This is a genomic window from Hydrocarboniphaga effusa AP103 (assembly GCF_000271305.1).
Classification (GTDB): domain Bacteria; phylum Pseudomonadota; class Gammaproteobacteria; order Nevskiales; family Nevskiaceae; genus Hydrocarboniphaga; species Hydrocarboniphaga effusa.
In genome coordinates this window covers 1,538,778-1,556,757 of record NZ_AKGD01000001.1, presented here as the reverse complement: position 1 = coordinate 1,556,757, position 17,980 = coordinate 1,538,778, and the positions used below count along the sequence as shown (strand labels likewise).

The 17,980-nt window shown below is 67.7% G+C and carries 18 protein-coding genes and 1 pseudogene; 12 read left to right on the top strand and 7 right to left on the bottom strand.

Translation table 11 applies throughout. The features are described from left to right. The first annotated feature begins 154 nt into the window (after positions 1–154). On the top strand, positions 155–712 hold the full coding sequence (locus tag WQQ_RS22870; RefSeq protein ID WP_007184382.1) for a CC0125/CC1285 family lipoprotein: 558 nt from the start codon (positions 155–157) through the stop codon (positions 710–712). A 150-nt stretch (positions 713–862) separates the two neighbouring features. On the opposite strand, the gene WQQ_RS06835 is transcribed toward WQQ_RS22870, so the two are convergent. From WQQ_RS06835 to WQQ_RS25225, 3 genes and pseudogenes are all read right to left on the bottom strand, one after another. Next, positions 863–2,437, bottom strand: coding sequence for a DHA2 family efflux MFS transporter permease subunit (locus WQQ_RS06835; protein ID WP_007184380.1), 1,575 nt, complete (start codon positions 2,435–2,437; stop codon positions 863–865). Beyond that, positions 2,434–3,600 carry an HlyD family secretion protein gene (locus tag WQQ_RS06830; protein WP_007184378.1) on the bottom strand — a complete coding sequence of 389 codons (1,167 nt, stop codon included), beginning with the start codon at positions 3,598–3,600 and terminating at the stop codon, positions 2,434–2,436. Before WQQ_RS06830 ends, WQQ_RS06835 begins: the two co-directional genes overlap by 4 nt. Before the next feature lie 223 nt (positions 3,601–3,823). Next, positions 3,824–4,177, bottom strand: a pseudogene (locus WQQ_RS25225) (TolC family protein); the annotation flags it as partial. Here WQQ_RS25225 and WQQ_RS24850 point away from each other — a divergent pair. Beyond that, positions 4,080–4,460, top strand: a complete 381-nt coding sequence (locus tag WQQ_RS24850) for a hypothetical protein (protein WP_237715021.1) — start codon at positions 4,080–4,082, stop codon at positions 4,458–4,460. The pseudogene WQQ_RS25225 and the gene WQQ_RS24850 sit on opposite strands and share 98 nt — an antisense overlap. Here WQQ_RS24850 and WQQ_RS06825 read toward each other — a convergent pair. Both WQQ_RS06825 and WQQ_RS06820 read right to left on the bottom strand, forming a co-directional pair. Continuing rightward, positions 4,426–4,935 (bottom strand): MarR family winged helix-turn-helix transcriptional regulator, encoded by a 510-nt coding sequence (locus WQQ_RS06825; protein ID WP_007184377.1) that lies wholly within the window; start codon positions 4,933–4,935, stop codon positions 4,426–4,428. The two genes, WQQ_RS24850 and WQQ_RS06825, sit on opposite strands and share 35 nt — an antisense overlap. A gap of 285 nt (positions 4,936–5,220) precedes the next feature. Beyond that, the gene (locus tag WQQ_RS06820; protein WP_007184375.1) at positions 5,221–6,369 is read right to left on the bottom strand and encodes a glycosyltransferase family protein; all 1,149 of its coding nucleotides are present in this window, start codon (positions 6,367–6,369) and stop codon (positions 5,221–5,223) included. Positions 6,370–6,528: 159 nt separating this feature from the next. On the opposite strand from WQQ_RS06820, the gene WQQ_RS06815 reads away from it, so the two are divergent. From WQQ_RS06815 to WQQ_RS06795, 5 genes are read left to right on the top strand one after another with little or no spacing between them, the layout of a single operon-like run. Beyond that, entirely contained in the window at positions 6,529–7,296 is a 768-nt protein-coding gene (locus WQQ_RS06815) for a TerC family protein (protein WP_007184374.1), read from the top strand. A 31-nt stretch (positions 7,297–7,327) separates the two neighbouring features. Beyond that, on the top strand, positions 7,328–7,711 hold the full coding sequence (locus tag WQQ_RS06810; RefSeq protein WP_007184373.1) for a RidA family protein: 384 nt from the start codon (positions 7,328–7,330) through the stop codon (positions 7,709–7,711). 42 nt (positions 7,712–7,753) lie between these two features. Continuing rightward, entirely contained in the window at positions 7,754–9,805 is a 2,052-nt protein-coding gene (gene recG / locus WQQ_RS06805) for an ATP-dependent DNA helicase RecG (protein ID WP_040453134.1), read from the top strand. Between the two features lie 16 nt (positions 9,806–9,821). Then, positions 9,822–10,715: a 4-hydroxybenzoate octaprenyltransferase gene (ubiA, locus tag WQQ_RS06800; protein ID WP_007184371.1), complete on the top strand. Its 894-nt coding sequence runs from the start codon at positions 9,822–9,824 to the stop codon at positions 10,713–10,715. A 40-nt stretch (positions 10,716–10,755) separates the two neighbouring features. After that, positions 10,756–11,628: an alpha/beta hydrolase gene (locus WQQ_RS06795; protein WP_007184370.1), complete on the top strand. Its 873-nt coding sequence runs from the start codon at positions 10,756–10,758 to the stop codon at positions 11,626–11,628. A gap of 72 nt (positions 11,629–11,700) precedes the next feature. On the opposite strand, the gene WQQ_RS06790 is transcribed toward WQQ_RS06795, so the two are convergent. Beyond that, entirely contained in the window at positions 11,701–12,042 is a 342-nt protein-coding gene (locus tag WQQ_RS06790; protein WP_007184369.1) for a hypothetical protein, read from the bottom strand. Between the two features lie 109 nt (positions 12,043–12,151). Beyond that, positions 12,152–12,883: a ComFC family protein gene (locus WQQ_RS06785; protein WP_007184368.1), complete on the bottom strand. Its 732-nt coding sequence runs from the start codon at positions 12,881–12,883 to the stop codon at positions 12,152–12,154. A gap of 43 nt (positions 12,884–12,926) precedes the next feature. On the opposite strand from WQQ_RS06785, the gene bioB reads away from it, so the two are divergent. The 5 genes from bioB to coxB all read left to right on the top strand — a co-directional run bounded on the left by bioB (position 12,927) and on the right by coxB (position 17,956). Then, a complete protein-coding gene (bioB, locus tag WQQ_RS06780) occupies positions 12,927–14,003 on the top strand; it encodes a biotin synthase BioB (protein WP_007184367.1) in 1,077 nt (358 codons plus the stop codon). An 80-nt stretch (positions 14,004–14,083) separates the two neighbouring features. Then, positions 14,084–15,349, top strand: coding sequence for an aminotransferase class I/II-fold pyridoxal phosphate-dependent enzyme (locus WQQ_RS06775; RefSeq protein ID WP_007184366.1), 1,266 nt, complete (start codon positions 14,084–14,086; stop codon positions 15,347–15,349). Between the two features lie 5 nt (positions 15,350–15,354). Next, positions 15,355–16,035, top strand: coding sequence for a dethiobiotin synthase (gene bioD / locus WQQ_RS06770; protein ID WP_007184365.1), 681 nt, complete (start codon positions 15,355–15,357; stop codon positions 16,033–16,035). Between the two features lie 147 nt (positions 16,036–16,182). Next, complete coding sequence (locus WQQ_RS06765; RefSeq protein ID WP_050997587.1) at positions 16,183–16,719, top strand: DUF2244 domain-containing protein; 537 nt, start codon at positions 16,183–16,185, stop codon at positions 16,717–16,719. Between the two features lie 4 nt (positions 16,720–16,723). Next, positions 16,724–17,956, top strand: a complete 1,233-nt coding sequence (gene coxB, locus WQQ_RS06760; protein WP_007184363.1) for a cytochrome c oxidase subunit II — start codon at positions 16,724–16,726, stop codon at positions 17,954–17,956. Positions 17,957–17,980: the final 24 nt, after the last annotated feature.

Here is a 17,980-nt window from a genome sequence, read left to right as displayed (position 1 = left end):
CTTGTCCGTTGAGTTGAGGGCCGCGCCGGTGAATCCAAGTCGCGCCGGGCCGCGAACGAATCGGAACCGCAGCTTCACGATGTCTTCAGAGAATGCCGGCAACGTAGGACTGCAGCTTGCCATCGGCCGTCACCGACGGCGTCAGGAGTTGACCATGATATCGCTTGCCTTCCCGTGTCGTTCGTCCTTGCTCGCGGCTGCCGCCGCCGTCGCTGTACTGGCCGGCTGTGCGAGCCAGACGCCTTACCAGCCTGCGCAGAAGCCGGCCGGCTTCGGCTACACCGAGACCGCGCTCGCGGCCGACCGCTATCGCATCAGCTTCAAGGGCAACGACATTACACCGGCCGAGACCACGCGCAATTACGCCCTGCTGCGCGCCGGCGAACTCGCGCTGCAGCGTGGTGCCGACTGGTTCCAGATCGTCGGCAGGAACACCGACAAGAACACGCGCGAATTCGGCGGCTCGCCCGAGTTCATCTCGCCGCCGCAGACCACGGTCTATCAGCGCTGCGGCCTGATCCGCTGCGATGCGGTGGTGACGACCTCGCCGGGCTACGTCAGCGGAGGCGACATCGCGCCGACGACAAGCACGCAGTACACCTCGGAGCTCGAGATCCTGATCGGCAACAACCCGATGCCGGCCTCGGTGGAGTCTTACAACGCGCGCGAACTGGTTTCGAACTTGAGACCTTTGGTTTACGGGAAGCCGTGAGGGCGCCGAGGGCAGGTCGCGGCTTCGCCCGACCTTAGCTTGCCAAACGAGGCCGGTAGAGTGGGTGCGCCGCACAGCTGCGGCGCGCCCGGCTTGCGGACGAACGCCCGAGCGGCGTCGTCCTGCCTTCGCGCGTGCACGGATCGCGATTCAATCCGCCGCCGCGTGCACCGCTGGCCCGCCACGCGGACGCCGCGTGAGCCAGACCAAGCCGATCGAGGCGATCGAGATCCAGGCGCAGATCCAGAAGAAATCGAGCGTGGACATCAAATACGCCTGATTGGCGAGCTCCCGCGCGAGCGCGCCGATCGACTGGCCTTCCGACAGGCCACGTTCCTGCAGCGTGCCCATCGCCTGCTGCAGGCGCGGGTCGGTGATGCTCGTGGCTTCGGCGAGCCGCGTCTGGTGCAAGGCCGCGTGACGGTCCCAGAACGTGGTCGTGATGCTGGTCGCGAACGCACCCGCGGTGATGCGCAGGAAGTTCGACAGCCCCGAGGCCGCGGGCAGGCGCGCGTCCGGCACGCCGTCGAGCAGGATCGTCAGCATGGCGACGAAGAACATCGACATGCCCACGCCCTGCACGAGCAGCGGCAGCACGTAGTCCATGAATTCGGCGTTGGCGGTGTAGCCCGCGCGCATGAAGTACGAAATGCCGAAGGCGATGAAGGCGATGGTCGCAAGAATGCGCGGATCGACGCGGCCGATGTTGCGGCCCACGAGCGGCGACAGCAGCACCGCCACCATGCCGCTCGGCGCGGCGACCAGCCCGGCCCAGGTCGCGGTGTAGCCGAGCCAGGTCTGCATCCACAGCGGCAGCAGCACCACGCCGCCGAAGAACACGCCGTAGCCGACGCAGAACACCAGCACGCCGAGCGTGAAGTTGCGGTTCTTGAACAGCGACAGATCGATGATCGGATGCTTTTCGCCGAGCTCCCAGATCAGAAAGGCGATGAAGCCGACGCCCGCGACGATCGCTTCGGCGACGATCACCGGCGACGAGAACCAGTCTTGGTCCTTGCCGGTGTCGAGCATGATCTGCAGCGCTCCGACCCATAGCACCAGCAGCGACAGGCCGATGCTGTCGATCGGAATCTTGCGCGTGGGCGTCTCGCGGTGCTTGAGCCCGTTCCAGCAGATGAAGGCGCAGAACAAACCCACCGGCACGTTGATGTAGAAGATCCACGGCCACGAGTAATCGTCGGAGATATGCCCGCCGAGGATCGGCCCGCAGATCGGCGCAACCAGGGTCGTCATCGACCAGATCGCCAATGCCGAGCCTTTCTTCTCGGGCGGGAACAGCGAAATCAGCAAAGCCTGCGAACCCGGAATCATCGGCCCCGACACCGCGCCCTGCAGGATGCGGAACAGGATCAGCGACGACAGACTCCAGGCCGCGCCGCATAAGAACGAGGCGATCGTGAACAGCAGCACCGAGGCGACGAAGGTGCGCACCACGCCGAAGCGCTGCATGAGCCAGCCCGTCAGCGGCACCGAGATGCCGTTGGCGACCGCGAAGCTCGTGATGACCCAGGTGCCCTGGTCGGTCGAGGTGCCGAGGTTGCCCGCGATGGTCGGGATCGACACGTTGGCGATGGTCGTGTCGAGCACCTGCATGAAGGTGCCGAGCGCCAGCGCGGTCGCCACCAGCGCGCGACCGCCCGGGATCGCCGCCTGAGCCTGCGGCGCTGCGCCTCCGGCGTTCGGATTGGCGGCGGAGGTGCTCACAGCGCGGCGTGGCCGGCGTTGTCGGCGATGATGCGCGCGATCTGCTGCTGCACTTCGGCGTCGCGCTGCTCGTTGATCGTCACGCGCTGCGGCTCGCTGCGCAGTTGTGTCGCGACGAGCGGGCCGGAGCCGTCGTGCAGGTCGACCGTCGCGGTCATCGACAGGCCCACGCGCAGCGGATGATCGCTGAGCTCCTTCGGATCGAGCGCGATGCGCACCGGAACGCGTTGCACGATCTTGATCCAGTTGCCCGAGGCGTTCTGCGCGGGCAACAGCGCGAACGCCGCACCGCTGCCGGCACCGAGGCCGGCGATCTTGCCGTGATAGTTCACGTCCTTGCCGTAGAGGTCGGAATGCAATTCCACCGGCTGGCCGATGCGGATGCCGGCGAGCTGCACCTCCTTGAAGTTGGCATCGACCCAGACGCGATCGAGCGGCACCACCGCCATCAGCGCGGCGCCCGGCGCAATGCGCGCGCCGATCTGCACGCCGCGACGCGCCACCGTGCCCGACACCGGCGCGACGATCCTGGTGCGACGCAGCGCGAGCCCGGCTTCGCGAACCTTGGCCGCCGCCGCGAGCACCTGCGGATGCGTTTCGATCCGCGTGTCGGCGATCTGCGCCTGCGTCGTGCGCAGCGATTCCTGCGAGATGTTCAAAGCGGCTTCGAGCTGCGCGACCTGGTCCTTGGCGTGCTGCAGTTCTTCGGCGGACACCGCGCCGTCGGCGGCGACCTTCTGCCGGCGCTGCAAATCCGCACGCGCGCTGCGCAGCGCAATCTGGCGCTCGTTGATCTGCGCCTTCAGGCCATCGGCTTGCGAGAACACGGCGCGCACCTGGCGCACCGTGCGCGCGAGTTCGGCTTCGGCCGCGGCCGTCGACACTTGCGCATCGGCGTCGTCGAGCTGCACGAGCAGCTGGCCGCGTTCGACGTGCTGGGTGTCGTCGACGAACACCGCGGTCACCGCACCGGCGACTTCGCTGGTGATCTGCACGAGATCGGAGGCCACGTAGGCATCGTCGGTTTCCTCGAAGTGGCGTGCGTGCAGATACCAGTAGCTGCCGTAGAGGCCGACGCCGACAAGGACCGCGACGCCGAGCGCGATCAGGCGCGTGCGGCGTTTGCCGTTTTGGGCGGGTGCTTCTTGATTGGGAGTGTTCATGGCGAGGTGCCTTGTTGTTTCTTGATTTTCTTGATTCAGGGCGAAGCGCTGTCAGTCGCGACGACTGCCAGTTGCTGTTCCCCTCTCCCGCGTGCGGGAGAGGGTCTCGCGTCAGCGAGGGGTGAGGGGGCTTCTTCCGATGAAGGCGCTTGCTCCGAGAGCGCAGCTCGATCTGCGTATCGAGCCCGGTGTCGACGCGCTGCTGCGTGAGCTTGAGCAAGTGTTCGCGCTGGGCGAGCTGGCGATCGGCGATGTCGGACAGCGTCCAGGCGCGATGCAGGTCGACGTAGGCCTGGGCGATGGCGCCGGCGAGCGCGAGCCGGGCGGCTTCGACGTCGAGCTCGCTCGCGGCCTGGGCGTCGCGCGCCTGCGACAGCTGCGCGGCCTGCTTGCCCCAGAAGTCCAGGTTCCAGCTCAGGTTGGCGCCGAGGTTGCTGACCCAGTAGGTATGCCCGCCGTAGGGCGGCGGCACGATGTAATTGGCCGACAAGCGCTGGCGCGAAGCCTCGCCGTCGATCGAAACGCCAGGCCGGTCTTCGGCGCTGATCGACAGGCTTTGCGCCTGCGCGGCGCGCACGCGGGCGAGCCCGGCCTGCAGGCTCGGGCTGTTGGCGAGCGCCTGGTCGACGAGCTTGTCGAGCTGCGGGTCGCCGAAGGCCTTCCACCAGCCGGCGGCGACCGGGGCCATCGGCGTGCCGGTCAGGCCGAGCGATTGCGGAGCCAGCGCGGTGGCGCGCGGATCTTCGACCTGCGGGGTGACGCAGCCCGCGAGCGCGAGCAGGGCGCCGGCCAGCGTGCCGGCGATCGCGAATCGGGATGGGCGGATCATGAAGCGCTGCCTTTGGGTTCGGACCCTTTGAGTTCTGAGGCACTCAGCTCGGACTCGGTGCGCGACAGTCCGCCGATGAGCTTTTCGATCAGACGCGTGAACTCGGCGAACTCGGCCGAGCTGAAATCGGCGAGCGCCTCGTTGAGCTTGGCGACGGCCAGCGGCGTCATCTCGTCGAGTTTTTCGAGCCCGGCTTCGGTGACTTCGAGCTCGACGACGCGGCGATCCTGGCGGCTGCGTTCACGGCTCAGGTAGCCGCGCTCTTCAAGCGAATCGATCAGCCGGGTCACCGCACCGGTGTCGTAATACATGCCCTTGCAGAGATCGCCCGCAGTACGCGCCGAGCCTTCGCGCAGCTTGGTCAGCACGATCCATTGCATGAAGTTGAGATCGTGCTCGGAGAAGGCCAGCGAGGCGCACTCGTGCATGCGCGCGTGCGCCACCTTGAGCAGGTAGCCGAGGCTCTTGTTCGAACGGAACGTCTTGGCGTCGTAGTGCTGGACCATGTGTCTGCCGATTCGTATTTCTGCCTAAGCAGATAATGAGGCGGCAGATGGTGATCTGGCAGTTACTGCTTGTCAATGGGAATTGGGATTTTCAAGCGGCAGGATTGGTGTCGCCGCGACCGCATGCTTGTCCTCTCTCCCGCTCGCGGGAGAGAGTCCCGCCGAAGGCGGGGAGAGAGGGCCAGGTCGGAAAATGCGCGCTCTTTACGAGCCGACCCTCTCCCGGCGCTGCGCGCCGCCCTCTCCCGCAAGCGGGAGAGGGGAACATCAACAGACGATCAAAAACTACGGCTTGACCACCTGTCCCGCCCCGATCCGCCGGCCCGGCCGGGCCCGGCGCTTGGCCGCCGTGCGCGGCTGGCGCACGAGCTCGCCGATGAAGCGGTGCAGCGTTTCGATCGCCTCGGCGCGACCGTCGCGGGCGTGCTCGCCCATGTGGCTGCGGTAGTAGCTCTCGTTGCCGAGGAAGCGATCGATGTCGCTCGGCGTCAGCGTGGCGAGGTTGCCGCGCATGCCCACGCCCATGCGTTCGATCATGTGCGCGTTCAGGCGCTGCTCGAAGGCCTGCTCGGGCAGCGCGAGGATCGGCTTGCCGAAGTGGATCGCTTCGCCGATCAGCTGGTTGCCCGCCGTGCTGACGACCCCGCGGCAACTCGCGAGATCGTTGACGAACCACTCGTTGCTCGGGGCGCGGAACTCGAGGTTGTCGCTCCTGCCGCGGTTCGGTGTGCCATAGACGACCACCGGGCAGTCGAGCAGGCGCAGCGCGCGGTCGACGTGCGGGCGGTACTGGTGCTCGCCCTTGTTGAAGTAGGCGAGAAGGAAATCCTTGGGCGCGGCCCCGCGCGAGACCGCGCTCGCGCGCAGCACTTCGTCGCGCAGCATCGGGCCGACGATGCGGGTGCCGCTCTGGCGCGGCTCGGCCGGGTAGAAGCTCGAAATGATGATGCGATCGGGCTGGCCCATCAGCGAGCGATAGCCGACCGCGTCGCGCATGCCGGAGAGCCAGAGCTCCGCCGGGAAGTGCGGCTTGCACCAGGCGATGATGCCGACGTGGTCGAAGCTGATGCGCGGCAGCTTGAGCTTGGCCGCGGCGCGGTGGCACCAGGCCTCGGAGTCCGAGATCACCAGCTGGATGCCGCGGTCGCGGAATTCGCGCTCGACCTGCTCCATGCCCGGGCCGTGCAGCAGCAGATCGGCCATCGGCCCCAGGTTCTCGCCGACGGTGCGCGGAATCGAATGTCCGCCGCGGCTGTTGTAGCGATAGCCGATCATCGGGATGCGCACGGTCGGGAACAGCGGGGCGAGCACGTCGTAGGCGTCGCCGGCCGTGAACACGGTGACCTCGTGCTCCTGCATCAGCGAGGGCAGCACGCTGAGGCTGCGCATGGCGTGGCCGCGGCCGTAGCCCATGACTCCATAGGCGATGCGCATGGCGATCTCCGGTCGATTTTTACGCCTGCCAGACTAGATCGCGTCTCTGCCAGATCGATGAAGATTCGGCGAAGCTTTCATGACAGCTTCGAGCAGCCGGTATCATTCAGCGGTGTTTGTCGCCCCTTACGGGCAATCCCTCATCTTTTAGCGAGAACAATGGAAGCTCTGGCCAACCCCGAAATGTGGGCCGCGTTGTTGACCCTCACCGCGCTCGAGATCGTGCTCGGCATCGACAACGTCATCTTCATCTCGATCATCGTCTCCAAGCTGCCTCAGCATCAGCAGGGCAAGGCGCGCACGCTCGGCCTGGCCGGTGCGCTGCTCACGCGCGTGGGCCTGCTGTTTTCGCTGGCCTGGCTCGCGAGTCTCACCGCGCCGCTGTTCTCGCTCGGTTCGCTGCCGGTTTCGGGCCGCGATCTGGTCCTGTTCTTCGGCGGCCTGTTCCTGCTCTACAAGGCCGGCAAGGAGATCGTCGAGATGCTCAGCGCGGGCGATCACGCGGCCGAGTCGGGCACCGCGACGCCGCGCAAGGTCATGAGCATGAGCGGCGCGATCGTGCAGATCATGATCCTCGACATCGTGTTCTCGCTCGACTCGGTGATCACTGCGGTCGGCATGACCAACAACCTGCCGGTGATGGTCGCGGCCATCGTCATCGCCATCATCACCATGATGTTCTTCGCCGGCCCGCTGTCGCGCTTCGTCGATGCGCACCCGACCGTGAAGATGCTCGCACTGGCCTTCCTGGTCATGATCGGCTTCGTGCTGATGGTCGAGAGCGCCCACGTCCACGTGTCCAAGGCCTACGTCTACGTGGCGATGGCGTTCTCGGTGGCGGTGGAGTTGCTGAACCTGCGGCTGCGGCACCGGCTCGACCCTCAGAGCGAGCCGGCCCTTTCGCCCGAAGAGGCTCTCAAGAAATAATCCGCCTTTGACACGAACCAGGGTCCATGCCGTGAGCCGCCAGATCATCCATACCGACGACGCACCCGCTGCCATCGGCACCTATTCGCAGGCCGTGCGCGTCGGCGACACCGTCTACGTCTCGGGCCAGATTCCGCTCGATCCGAAGACGATGACCTTGCTCAACGCGAGCATCGAAGACGAGATCCACCAGGTGTTCAAGAACCTGTCGGCGATCGCCAAGGCCGCCGGCGGCTCGCTCGACAAGGTCGTCAAGCTCAACGTGTTCCTGACCGATCTCGCCCACTTTCCGAAAGTGAACGAGATCATGGCGCAGTACTTCACGCAGCCTTATCCGGCGCGCGCGGCGCTCGGCATCAGCTCGCTGCCCAAGGGCGCGAACGTCGAAGCCGATGCCATCGTCGTGCTCGACTAAGCCGTCCTGAGCACCCGCAAAACGGTAGCGCCGGACGGCGGGCTGCAGACGCGGCTCGCCGATCTCAAGGGCTTCGGGCCGCAGCTCGCCGGCGTGCTGCGCGGCATCGGGCTCGAGACGCTGCAGGACCTGCTGTTCCATCTGCCGACGCGCTATGAGGATCGCAGCCGGCTGGTCGCGCTCGCCGATCTGCGCGACGGCGAGGACGCGCTCGTGCGCGGGCGCGTCGAAGCCTCCGAAGTGCGCTACGGCGGCCGTCGCTCGCTGCGCGTGGTGATCGGCGACGCCGGCCGCTCGCTGCTGCTGCGCTTCTTCTATTTCAACGATGCGCAGCGCAACGCGTTCAAGAACGGACGCTGGGTGCAGGCCTATGGCAGCGCGCGTTTCGCGGCCAGCGGCTTCGAGATGGTGCATCCCGAGTATCGCGTCGCCGACGATGTTTCCGAGTTCGAGATCGCGCAAGGCCTCACGCCGATCTATCCGCTGACCACCGGCGTCACGCAGGCGCGCCTGCGCCGGCTCGCCGAGCGCGCGCTCAAGGCTGCGGCGGGCGACGTGGGCCTGTCCGCGCAGCTGCCGGGCCTCGAAGGCCCCGGGACGCTCGCCGCGCTGCGCATCGTGCATGCACCGCCGACGCCCGAGGATGCACAGCTGCTCGTCGCCGGCAAGCACCCGGCGCAGCGCCGGCTCATCAACGAAGAGCTGCTCGCGCATCAGCTCTGCATGCGCCTGTTGCGTGCGCAGGTGCGCGCGCGGCCGGCGCCGGTGATTCCGGCAATGGAAAAAGCCGCCGATGCGCTGCAGGGCGTGCTGCCGTTCGAGTTCACCAAGGCGCAGCGCAAGGTGATCGGCGAAGTGGCTCGCGATGTCGCGGCGCGGCGGCCGATGCTGCGGCTCGTGCAGGGCGATGTCGGTTCGGGCAAGACCGTGGTCGCCGCATCGGCGATGCTCGCGGCGGCGAACGCGGGCTTTCAAAGCGCGCTGATGGCGCCTACCGAACTGCTCGCCGAGCAGCATTATCTGAATCTCTCGCGCTGGTTCGAGCCGCTCGGCATCGCGGTCGAGTTCATCGCCGGCAAGCTGCGCAAGAGCGAAAAGGACGCGCGGCTCGCACGCGTGGCGAGCGGCGAATCGCGCATCGTCGTCGGCACGCACGCGGTGTTCCAGAGCAGCGTGAGTTTCTCCAGGCTCGCGCTCGTGGTCGTCGACGAGCAGCATCGCTTCGGCGTACAGCAACGGCTTTCCTTGCGCGACAAAGGACCGCAAGGGTCGTCGCCACACCAGCTGATCATGTCGGCCACGCCGATCCCGCGCACGCTCGCGCAGACCGTCTACGCCGATCTCGATGTGTCGGTCATCGACGAGCTGCCACCGGGTCGCACACCGGTGACGACGGTGGTGCTCAACAACGCCCGGCGCGACGAGATGCTCACGCGCATCGGCGAGGCCTGTCGCGCCGGACGCCAGGCGTACTGGGTCTGCACGCTGATCGAGGAATCCGAGGAACTCGACGCGCAGGCCGCCGAAGTCACCGCCGCCCTGCTGCGCCAGGAACTGCCCGATCTGCAGATCGGGCTCGTGCACGGCCGGCTCAAGGGCGACGAGAAGGAAGCGCAGATGCGCGACTTCAAGGAAGGCCGCACGCAGCTGCTGGTCGCGACCACGGTGATCGAAGTCGGCGTCGACGTGCCGAACGCGAGCATCATGGTGATCGACAACGCCGAGCGCCTGGGCCTGGCGCAGCTGCATCAGCTGCGCGGTCGCGTCGGTCGCGGCGCGGCCGCGAGCCAGTGCGTGCTGATGTATCAGCTGCCGCTGTCGGAGGCGGCCAAGAGCCGGCTCGAAACCATGCGCTCGACCACCGATGGTTTCCGCATCGCCCAGGCCGATCTCGAACTGCGCGGTCCCGGAGAGATTCTCGGCCGCCGCCAGACCGGCGTGATCGGCCTCAAGATCGCCGACCCGGTGCGTGACCAGGCGCTGATCGCGCCGCTGCAGCAGCTCGCCGATGAATGGCTCGAGCGCTTCCCGCTCGATGCCAAGCGCCTGATCGCGCGCTGGGTCGGCGACGTCGAGAAATACGGACAGGTCTGACTCTTACACTGCGCGCATGAACACCTCTTCCACGCCGAGCTTCGCCGCCAAATTCGACATCTACTGGCGGCTGATGCGCTTTCACCGGCCGATCGGCATCTACCTGCTGCTGTGGCCGACGCTGTGGGGACTGTGGTTCGCGGCCGGCGGCCTGCCGCCGCTCAAGGTGCTGGTGGTGTTCGTGCTCGGCACCGTGCTGATGCGCGCCGCGGGCTGCGTCATCAACGATTTCGCCGATCGCGATTTCGACCCGCAGGTGGCGCGCACGCGCGATCGTCCGCTGGCGGCCGGCGAGATCGGCTCGGGCGAGGCGCTGCGGCTGTTCGTGGTGGTGGCGCTGATCGCGTTCGGGCTGACGACCTCGCTGCACAACGTGCGCGTGCTCGCGCTGGCGCTGCCGGCGGTGGCGATCGCGGCCGCGTATCCGTTCATGAAGCGATTCATCAGCATTCCGCAGGCGGTGCTCGGGCTCGCGTTCTCGTGGGGCATTCCGATGGCCTACGCGGCCGTGCGCGAGCGTTTGCCGATCGGCGAGATCGCCGCGCTGATGCTCGCGAACATCGCCTGGGTGATCGCCTACGACACCTACTACGCGATGGCCGATCGCGCCGACGATCTCAAGGCCGGCGTCAAATCGAGCGCGATCCTGTTCGGTCGCGCGGATCGCGTGATCGTGCTCGCGCTGCAATGGATCGCGCTGCTGCTGATGGCCGGCGTCGGTGTCGCGCACGCGCTCGGCTGGGCGTATTACGCGGGCCTGGCGCTGGCCGCGCTGACGACGCTTCACCAGTGGCGCATCACCGCGGCGCGCGAGCCGGCGGCCTGCATGCGCGCGTTCTTGCATAACCACTACTACGGGCTCGCGATCTTCGTCGGCACGGCGCTGTCTATGCCTCCGGTTTCCTTGTGAAGCCGTAGCTTCTTCCAGGATCCTCCATTCAGGAGCAGGGATGCTGCGCCAACTCGCCACCACCGCGCTGATCGCGTTCGCCGTGCTCGGCGCGGCCTGCAGCACGCACCTGGGCAAACCGAGCACGCCGGGGCCGGCGCGCGTGCAGACGCATTACGAGCGCGTGCGCGACCAGGTCTTCACGCCGGCCGACTGGCCCAAGCCGCTGCTCGCCGATGTCTACGTCCCCGAGGGCGCGGGCCCGTTTCCGGCCGTGCTCGTGATCCACGGCGGCGGCTGGGAGAGCGGCGATCGCGATCAGGTGAAGTCGATCGCCAAGCGCCTCGCGAGCCGCGGCTTCGTCGCCGTCAACGTCACTTATCGGCTGGTGCCCGAGGCGATCTTCCCGGCGCAGCTGCAGGACGTGCAGCAGGCCGTGCTGTGGACGCGCGCGAACGCGCAGCGCTTTCGCATCGACCCGAAGCGCATCGGCGCTTTCGGTTATTCGGCCGGCGCGCATCTGGCCGCGCTGCTCGGCGGCATCGGCGAGGCGCCGCCGCTCGGCAGGCCGGGGCTCGCGATCCAGGCCGTGGTCGGCGGCGGCACGCCGACCGATCTGACCCGCTCGGCCGGCGGCGGCCTGGTGCCGCGCTTTCTGGGCGGCAGCGTCGAGCAGAAACCGGCCGCGTACCGCGATGCCTCGCCGATCAATCACGTCAGCGCGGGCGACCCGCCGGTGTTTCTCTATCACGGCGGCGGCGACAGCCTGGTCAGCATCGATCACGCCAAGGATTACGAAAAAGCGCTGCAGGCGGCCGGCGTGCCGACCGAGCTTTACGTGCTGCGTGGGCGCGGGCACATCGGCGCCTTTCTGACCGATGGCAGCGCGGTCGATGCGGCGCTCGATTTTCTCGATCGCTACCTGCGCCGCTGAAGAAACGCCGCATCGCCGAAGTCATTCGACCCGCCCTGCGTGTGCGCAGAGCGGTGCGCCGCGTGGTTCAGGCTAAGGCGCGTTGGCAGCGGCGACCGCTGCGTCCATCTGCTGCTGGATGCGTTGCACATCGGCCATCGCCACATCGAGATAGGCGTTGACGCAGGCGGTGTAGGCCTGCGCCTGCTGGTTGTAGCGCTCGACCACGAGCTTGTACTGGGCGGCGGCCGCCGCGCTGTTGATGTCCAGCGGCGTGAACGGCTTAACCGGCTTGCTGCAGCTCATCGCCGGGTAGCGGCTGTCGGGCAGCCTGGAATCCTGTGCCTGCGCCTGCGACGACGCGAGCAGCAGGGCGAGGGCGACGAGGCTGGGTGAGCGTGCCGGATGGGGGCGCGCGTGCCGGGCGAGTGTCATGGTCGGGTTCGGTCGGAAAAACGCTTGCGCAACATAGCGGCTCGAACTGCGCGGCGCGCGCGGGTTTACACACTTTTACCCGGCAGTTTTGCCGGGCCCGCGCTCCGATTCACGGCGTGCGCGCGGCCGCCCAGGCTTCGATGCGCAGCGCTCCGGCCTTGCGGCAGACGCGCGCGAGCTCGTCGAAAGTGGCGCCGGTGGTCATCACGTCGTCGACGATCGCGACATGCAGGCCGTCGAGCCGGCGTGTCAGCTCGAACGCCTTGCGCAGATTGTGTCGCCGCTCGCTGGCCGATCGTCCGATCTGGTCGGGCGTCGCATGGACACGCCGCAGGCTGCGGACGTCGAGCTCGATATCGAGCGCCCTGCCGATTTCGCGCGCGAGCAGCTGCGCCTGGTTGTAGCCGCGGCTGATCAGCCGCCGCCAGTGCAGCGGAACCGGCAGCAGCAGATCGGGCGAGGCGCCGCCACGATGCTGCAGGCCTTCGGCCATCAGCCCGCCGAGCAAACGAGCCTGCTCGAAGCGCGCTGCGTACTTGAGCCCGAGAATGCCGAGCCGCACCGGCGGGGCGAGCCGGAACGGTGCCCAGGCCGCGTCGAAGCGTCGAGGCCGGCGCAGGCAGGCCGGGCAGGGCAGGCCGCGCGTCGACGGGATGGCGCAGCCCGGGCAGGCTTCGAGGTTCCAGGGCAGGTCGGCCTTGCAGCCTTCGCAGAGCAGCTCGGTGGCCGTCGGCAGCTCGCAGCACAGGCAATGCGGGCTGCTCAGCAGTCGTCTGACGGGCTCCAGCTTGTAAACCTGGAGGCGCCGAAGAAAGTTGACAGCCCTGGTGCCGGTTTTCACACTCGCTCCCCTCAATCCCCAAAAGTAGCCACGCGTGCCGCCTATGACGACCGCCGCCGACATCCGCCACGACTGGACCCGCGAAGAAGTCCAGGCCCTGTTCGACCTGCCCTTCATGGACCTGATGTTCAGAGCCCAGGAGTTGCATCGCCGCTACCAGAAGCCGAACACCGTGCAGTTGTCGACGCTGCTCTCGATCAAGACCGGCGCCTGTCCCGAGGACTGCGCCTACTGTCCGCAGTCGGTGCGCTTCGAAACCGGGCTCAAGAAGGAGCCGCTGATGGAAGTGCGCGCCGTGGTCGAGGCCGCTCGCGAGGCCCAGGCCAACGGGGCGACGCGCTTCTGCATGGGCGCGGCCTGGCGCAGCCCCAAAGACCGTGATCTCGACAAGGTCGAGGCGATGGTTCGCGAGGTCAAGGAACTGGGTATGGAAACCTGCGTGACCTTGGGCATGCTCAAGTCGCACCAGGCGAAGCGACTGGCCGACGCCGGGCTCGATTACTACAACCACAACCTCGATACCTCGCCCGAGTTCTACGGCAAGATCATCAGCACCCGCACGTATGAAGACCGTCTCGACACACTCGCCAACGTGCGCGCGGCCGGCGTGAAGGTCTGCAGCGGCGGCATCGTCGGCATGGGCGAACAGACCGCCGATCGCGCCGAACTGCTGCGCCAGCTGGCGACCATGGACGTGCATCCTGAGAGCGTGCCGATCAACGACCTCGTGCAGGTCGACGGCACCCCGCTCGCGATCGGCAAGCAGGAGCCGGTGCAGGGCCTCGACTTCGTGCGCGTGATCGCGGTCGCCCGCGTGCTGATGCCGAAGTCGTCGGTGCGGCTGTCGGCGGGCCGTCAGGCGATGTCGGACGAAACCCAGGCGATGTGCTTCATGGCCGGCGCCAACTCGATCTTCTACGGCGACAAGCTGCTGACCACCGAGAACCCGCAGAACGCCAAGGACCGCGCGCTGATCGCCAAGCTCGGCATGCAGATCGAAGGCAAGGTCACGACCGAAGTGGCGGTCGGCAATGCCGAGGACTGCCATCGGCATGGCGGCGCGGCCTGCGAGCATCATCAGCATCACGAACATGGGCACGAGCACGCGGCTGCGGTTTGAGCGTGATGGCTTCGCCGACGGCCGACGTGATTGATCCCCTCTCCCGCACGCGGGAGAGGGGTAGGGGTGAGGGAGCGCCGTTGGTCGGTGGCGCTGAGGAATCGGATTGTGCTCCCTCACCCGCCCCTGCGGGGCACCCTCTCCCGCAAGCGGGAGAGGGGAAGAAGCAAAGCCCGCTCGACGCCCGCCTGGCCCCGCAGCTCGACTCCCTGCGCGAACGCTCGCTCTACCGCAGCCGCCGTACCGTCTCGGGCCATCACGCGGTCCAGATGGTCGTCGACGGCAAACCCTGCCTGAATTTCTGCGCCAACGATTACCTCGGCCTGGCCACCGACCCGCGCGTCGCCGAAGCGGCGAAGCGGGCGATTTCGAACGGCGGCGTCGGCAGCACCGGCTCGGCGCTGATCAGCGGCTACGACGCCGAGCATCGCGCTTTCGAAGAGGAATACGCCGATTTCATCGGCCGCCCGCGCGCCCTGCTGTTCTCGACCGGAACGGCCGCGAACATGGGCGTGCTCAAGGCCTTGCTCGGTCGCGGCGACGTGGTGATCGCCGACGAGCTCAACCACGCCTCGCTGATCGACGGCGCGCGCGCGAGCCAGGCCGAATACCTTCGCGTTCCGCATGCCGATCTCGCGGGCTATGAGTCGGCGCTCGCCACGCTGGAGCCTTCGCGTTTCGCGGCCGTCGTCACCGACGGTGTCTTCAGCATGGACGGCGACATCGCCGACCTGCCGTCGCTGGCCAGGCTCACGCGGGCTGCCGGCGCGGCGCTGATCGTCGACGACGTCCACGGCCTGGGCGTGCTCGGCGAGCGCGGGCGCGGCAGCATCGAGTTGCTCGATACCGAGCCCGACGTGCTGATCAACGGGCTCGGCAAGGCGCTTGGCTGCGCGGGCGGCATCGTCGCGGGCTCCGAAACGCTGATCGAATTCCTGATCCAGCGCGCCCGCAGCTGGATCTTCTCGACCGCGCCGCCGCCCGCGATCGCGGCCGCCGCGCGCGAATCGCTGCGCATCCTGCGCACCGAACCCGAGCGCCGGGCCAAGCTGCTCGCCAATGTGCATCGTTTCATCGCCGGCGCCCGCGAGCGCGGACTGGCGATTCCCGAACGGCCGGTGGCGACGCCGATCCAGCCCGTGATGGTCGGCGACGATGCGCGCGTGATGGCGCTCTCGAACGAACTCATGCGGCGCGGCTTCTGGGTGGCCGGCATTCGCCCGCCGACGGTGCCGCGCGGCACCGCGCGCCTGCGCATCACCCTGTCGGCGGCGCACGAGTTCGGACAGATTGACGCGCTGCTCGACGCCCTGCACGACAGCCTCGCCGTGCTGGCGCCGGCCTGATCGCCTTGTCGAAGCTGCCGACCGTCTTCGTCACCGGCACCGATACCGGTGTCGGCAAGACCCACGTGAGTGCTGCGCTGCTGCGGGCTGCCCGGTCCAGCGGCCTGCGCGCCTGCGGCTACAAGCCGGTCGCGAGCGGCTGCGAGCGCGATGCCGGCGGCCGGCTGCGCAACGAGGACGCGCTGGCCCTGCTCGCGGCTTCCGGCGCGGACGAGACCTACGAGGCGGTGAATCCCTACGCCTTCGAACCGCCGCTGGCCCCGCACATCGCGGCGCGCGAGGCGGGCGTCGAGGTCGAGCTGCGCGTGCTCGACGCCGCGGCCGACCGGCTCGCCGCTCGCCACGACTGGCTGCTCGTCGAAGGCGCCGGCGGCTGGCGCGTGCCGCTCAACGATGCGGCCGACTTCGCCGACTGGGTCGGCGCGCGCGGCTGGCCGGTGCTGCTCGTCGTCGGCATGCGCCTGGGCTGCGTGAGCCACGCGCTGCTGACGGCCGAATCGATCCGCGCCCGCGGCCTGCATCTGGCCGGCTGGGTCGCCAACGAACTGCCGCCGCGACAGGATCGGCTCGACGAGAACATCCGCAGCATCGCCGATCGCGTCGGCGCTCCGTTGCTCGGGCGCATCGCCACCGGCGGCACGGATGCGGGCGAGGTCTTCGCGTCGCTGCGCAGCGTGCTGGCCTGAAGCCCCGGCGCCGAGCCCGTCGGAAAGCCCAATTCCCAAAAATTTTTGCGCCGGCTCAGCGGCATCCACTACAATCCGGCGGCTCGAAAGCCTCTGCACAGTGTGCGGCGCTCCCAGCCATCACCCGATACCAACCATGCCGCAACCATGCCGATCACACGCATCGTCATTGGGCCGAACGCGTCGCTGGATGTTCGCGGGGCGTTGTGGTTCCTGGGTTCGCTGAGCGCTCTGGCGCTTTCGGTGGCAGCAGTCTGCGTCTGGTTCGGTTTTTGGCCCGTGTTGCCGTTCGCGGGTGCCGAGATCATGGCGGTGACTGCCGCGGTGTGGGTCAGCCTGCGCCGCAATCGCTACCGGGAAGTGATCAGTGTGGACGACGAGCGAGTGCTGGTGGAGTTCGGACAGACGGGGCGAGCTGGCGCAGCCAGCATCGATTCGCGGATCGAGTTTCCAAGAGCGTGGGCACGGGTTGCGATCGAGGCGGGCCACTACCGCCATGATCCGAGCCGGCTGCGCCTGGGCAGCTCGGGGCAATGGGTCGAGATCGGCAGCTGTCTGACGGAAGAGGAACGCGCGGCCTTGGCCGTGCGGCTAAAACAAGTATTGTCCGCTAAGCCGGCTTGGGGCCGGGTGATTGCCACCGAGGGGGCCGACGGGTCCGCTGGGAAGCCTTTTGGAGACTAGAAGCATGCTGAAGATGCCGGGTTGGGCGCGCGCTATCGCGTTCTTGGGCTCACTTCTCGCCAGTGGTTCGGCGTTCGCCTACACGGGTGCGAAGTGGAATCTGCCCGAGGGTGTGACCGAGATCAGCCGCGAGGTCCACCATCTGCACATGATCATCTTCTGGGTCTGTGTGGTGATCGCCGTGGTGGTCTTCGGCGTCATGTTCTACTCGGTGTTCGCGCACCGTAAATCGCGCCATCCGAAGCCGGCCGATTTCCACGAGTCCACGCTCGTCGAAATCATCTGGACCACGATTCCGTTTCTGATTCTGATCGGCATGGCCATTCCCGCGGCCGCCACGCTCGTGCGCATGGATGACACGCGCAATTCCGAGCTGACCGTGAAGGTGACGGGCTATCAGTGGAAATGGCAGTACGAATATATCGGCGAAGACGTTTCGTTCTTCTCCACGCTGGCCGCCGATTCGAACAAGGCGCGCCAGCTGCAGTCGGGCATCGACGTCAACACGGTGCCGAACTACCTCGTCGACGTGGACAACCCGCTGGTGCTGCCGGTGGGCAAGAAGGTCCGCTTCCTGATCACCTCCAACGACGTCATCCACGCCTGGTGGGTGTCCGAACTCGCGGTCAAGAAGGACGCGATCCCGGGCTACGTCAACGAAATCTGGACCAAGATCGACCAGCCCGGCACCTATCGCGGCGTCTGCGCCGAACTCTGCGGCCGTGACCATGGCTTCATGCCGATCGTCGTGAAGGCGCTGCCGGAAGACGAATACGCGGCCTGGCTCGCTTCGAAGAAGCAGGGTGGCACCGAAGTCGCCGCCGCCGCTCCGGCCACCGCGACCGATGCGGCTCCGGCTGCCGCCGAAGCGCCGGCCGCTGCCGCCGTCGAAGAGAAGACCGAAGTCGCCGCTGCAGCGGCTCCGGCCGAAGCCGCCAAGCCTGCTGCCGCTCCGGCGGCCGACGGCGAGAAGATCTACAAGGCCAACTGCGCGGCCTGCCATCAGCCCACCGGTGCCGGCGCTCCGCCGACCTTCCCGGCGCTCGCCGGCGGCAAGATCGTCAATGGTCCGAAGGATGCGGTGATCGGCCAGGTGCTGCACGGCAAGAACATGATGCCGCCGTTCCCGCAGCTCTCGGACGCCGAGATCGCCGCGGTGGCGACCTACATCCGCAGCTCGTGGGGCAACAAGGCCGACGCGGTGAGCGCGGCCGACGTCGCGGCGCAGCGCAAGTAAGCCGCACGCGCCGCCGACCCCAAA

What these genes read in the sequence shown, in the direction of transcription:
- coxB (WP_007184363.1), top strand. Translation starts at nt 16,724, where the DNA reads ATGCTGAAGATGCCGGGTTGGGCGCGCGCTATCGCGTTCTTGGGCTCA.
- bioB (WP_007184367.1), top strand. Translation starts at nt 12,927, where the DNA reads ATGACGACCGCCGCCGACATCCGCCACGACTGGACCCGCGAAGAAGTC.
- WQQ_RS06825 (WP_007184377.1), bottom strand. Translation starts at nt 4,935, where the DNA reads ATGGTCCAGCACTACGACGCCAAGACGTTCCGTTCGAACAAGAGCCTC.
- WQQ_RS06820 (WP_007184375.1), bottom strand. Translation starts at nt 6,369, where the DNA reads ATGCGCATCGCCTATGGAGTCATGGGCTACGGCCGCGGCCACGCCATG.
- WQQ_RS06815 (WP_007184374.1), top strand. Translation starts at nt 6,529, where the DNA reads ATGGAAGCTCTGGCCAACCCCGAAATGTGGGCCGCGTTGTTGACCCTC.
- ubiA (WP_007184371.1), top strand. Translation starts at nt 9,822, where the DNA reads ATGAACACCTCTTCCACGCCGAGCTTCGCCGCCAAATTCGACATCTAC.
- WQQ_RS06790 (WP_007184369.1), bottom strand. Translation starts at nt 12,042, where the DNA reads ATGACACTCGCCCGGCACGCGCGCCCCCATCCGGCACGCTCACCCAGC.
- WQQ_RS22870 (WP_007184382.1), top strand. Translation starts at nt 155, where the DNA reads ATGATATCGCTTGCCTTCCCGTGTCGTTCGTCCTTGCTCGCGGCTGCC.
- WQQ_RS06765 (WP_050997587.1), top strand. Translation starts at nt 16,183, where the DNA reads ATGCCGATCACACGCATCGTCATTGGGCCGAACGCGTCGCTGGATGTT.
- WQQ_RS06795 (WP_007184370.1), top strand. Translation starts at nt 10,756, where the DNA reads ATGCTGCGCCAACTCGCCACCACCGCGCTGATCGCGTTCGCCGTGCTC.
- WQQ_RS06830 (WP_007184378.1), bottom strand. Translation starts at nt 3,600, where the DNA reads ATGAACACTCCCAATCAAGAAGCACCCGCCCAAAACGGCAAACGCCGC.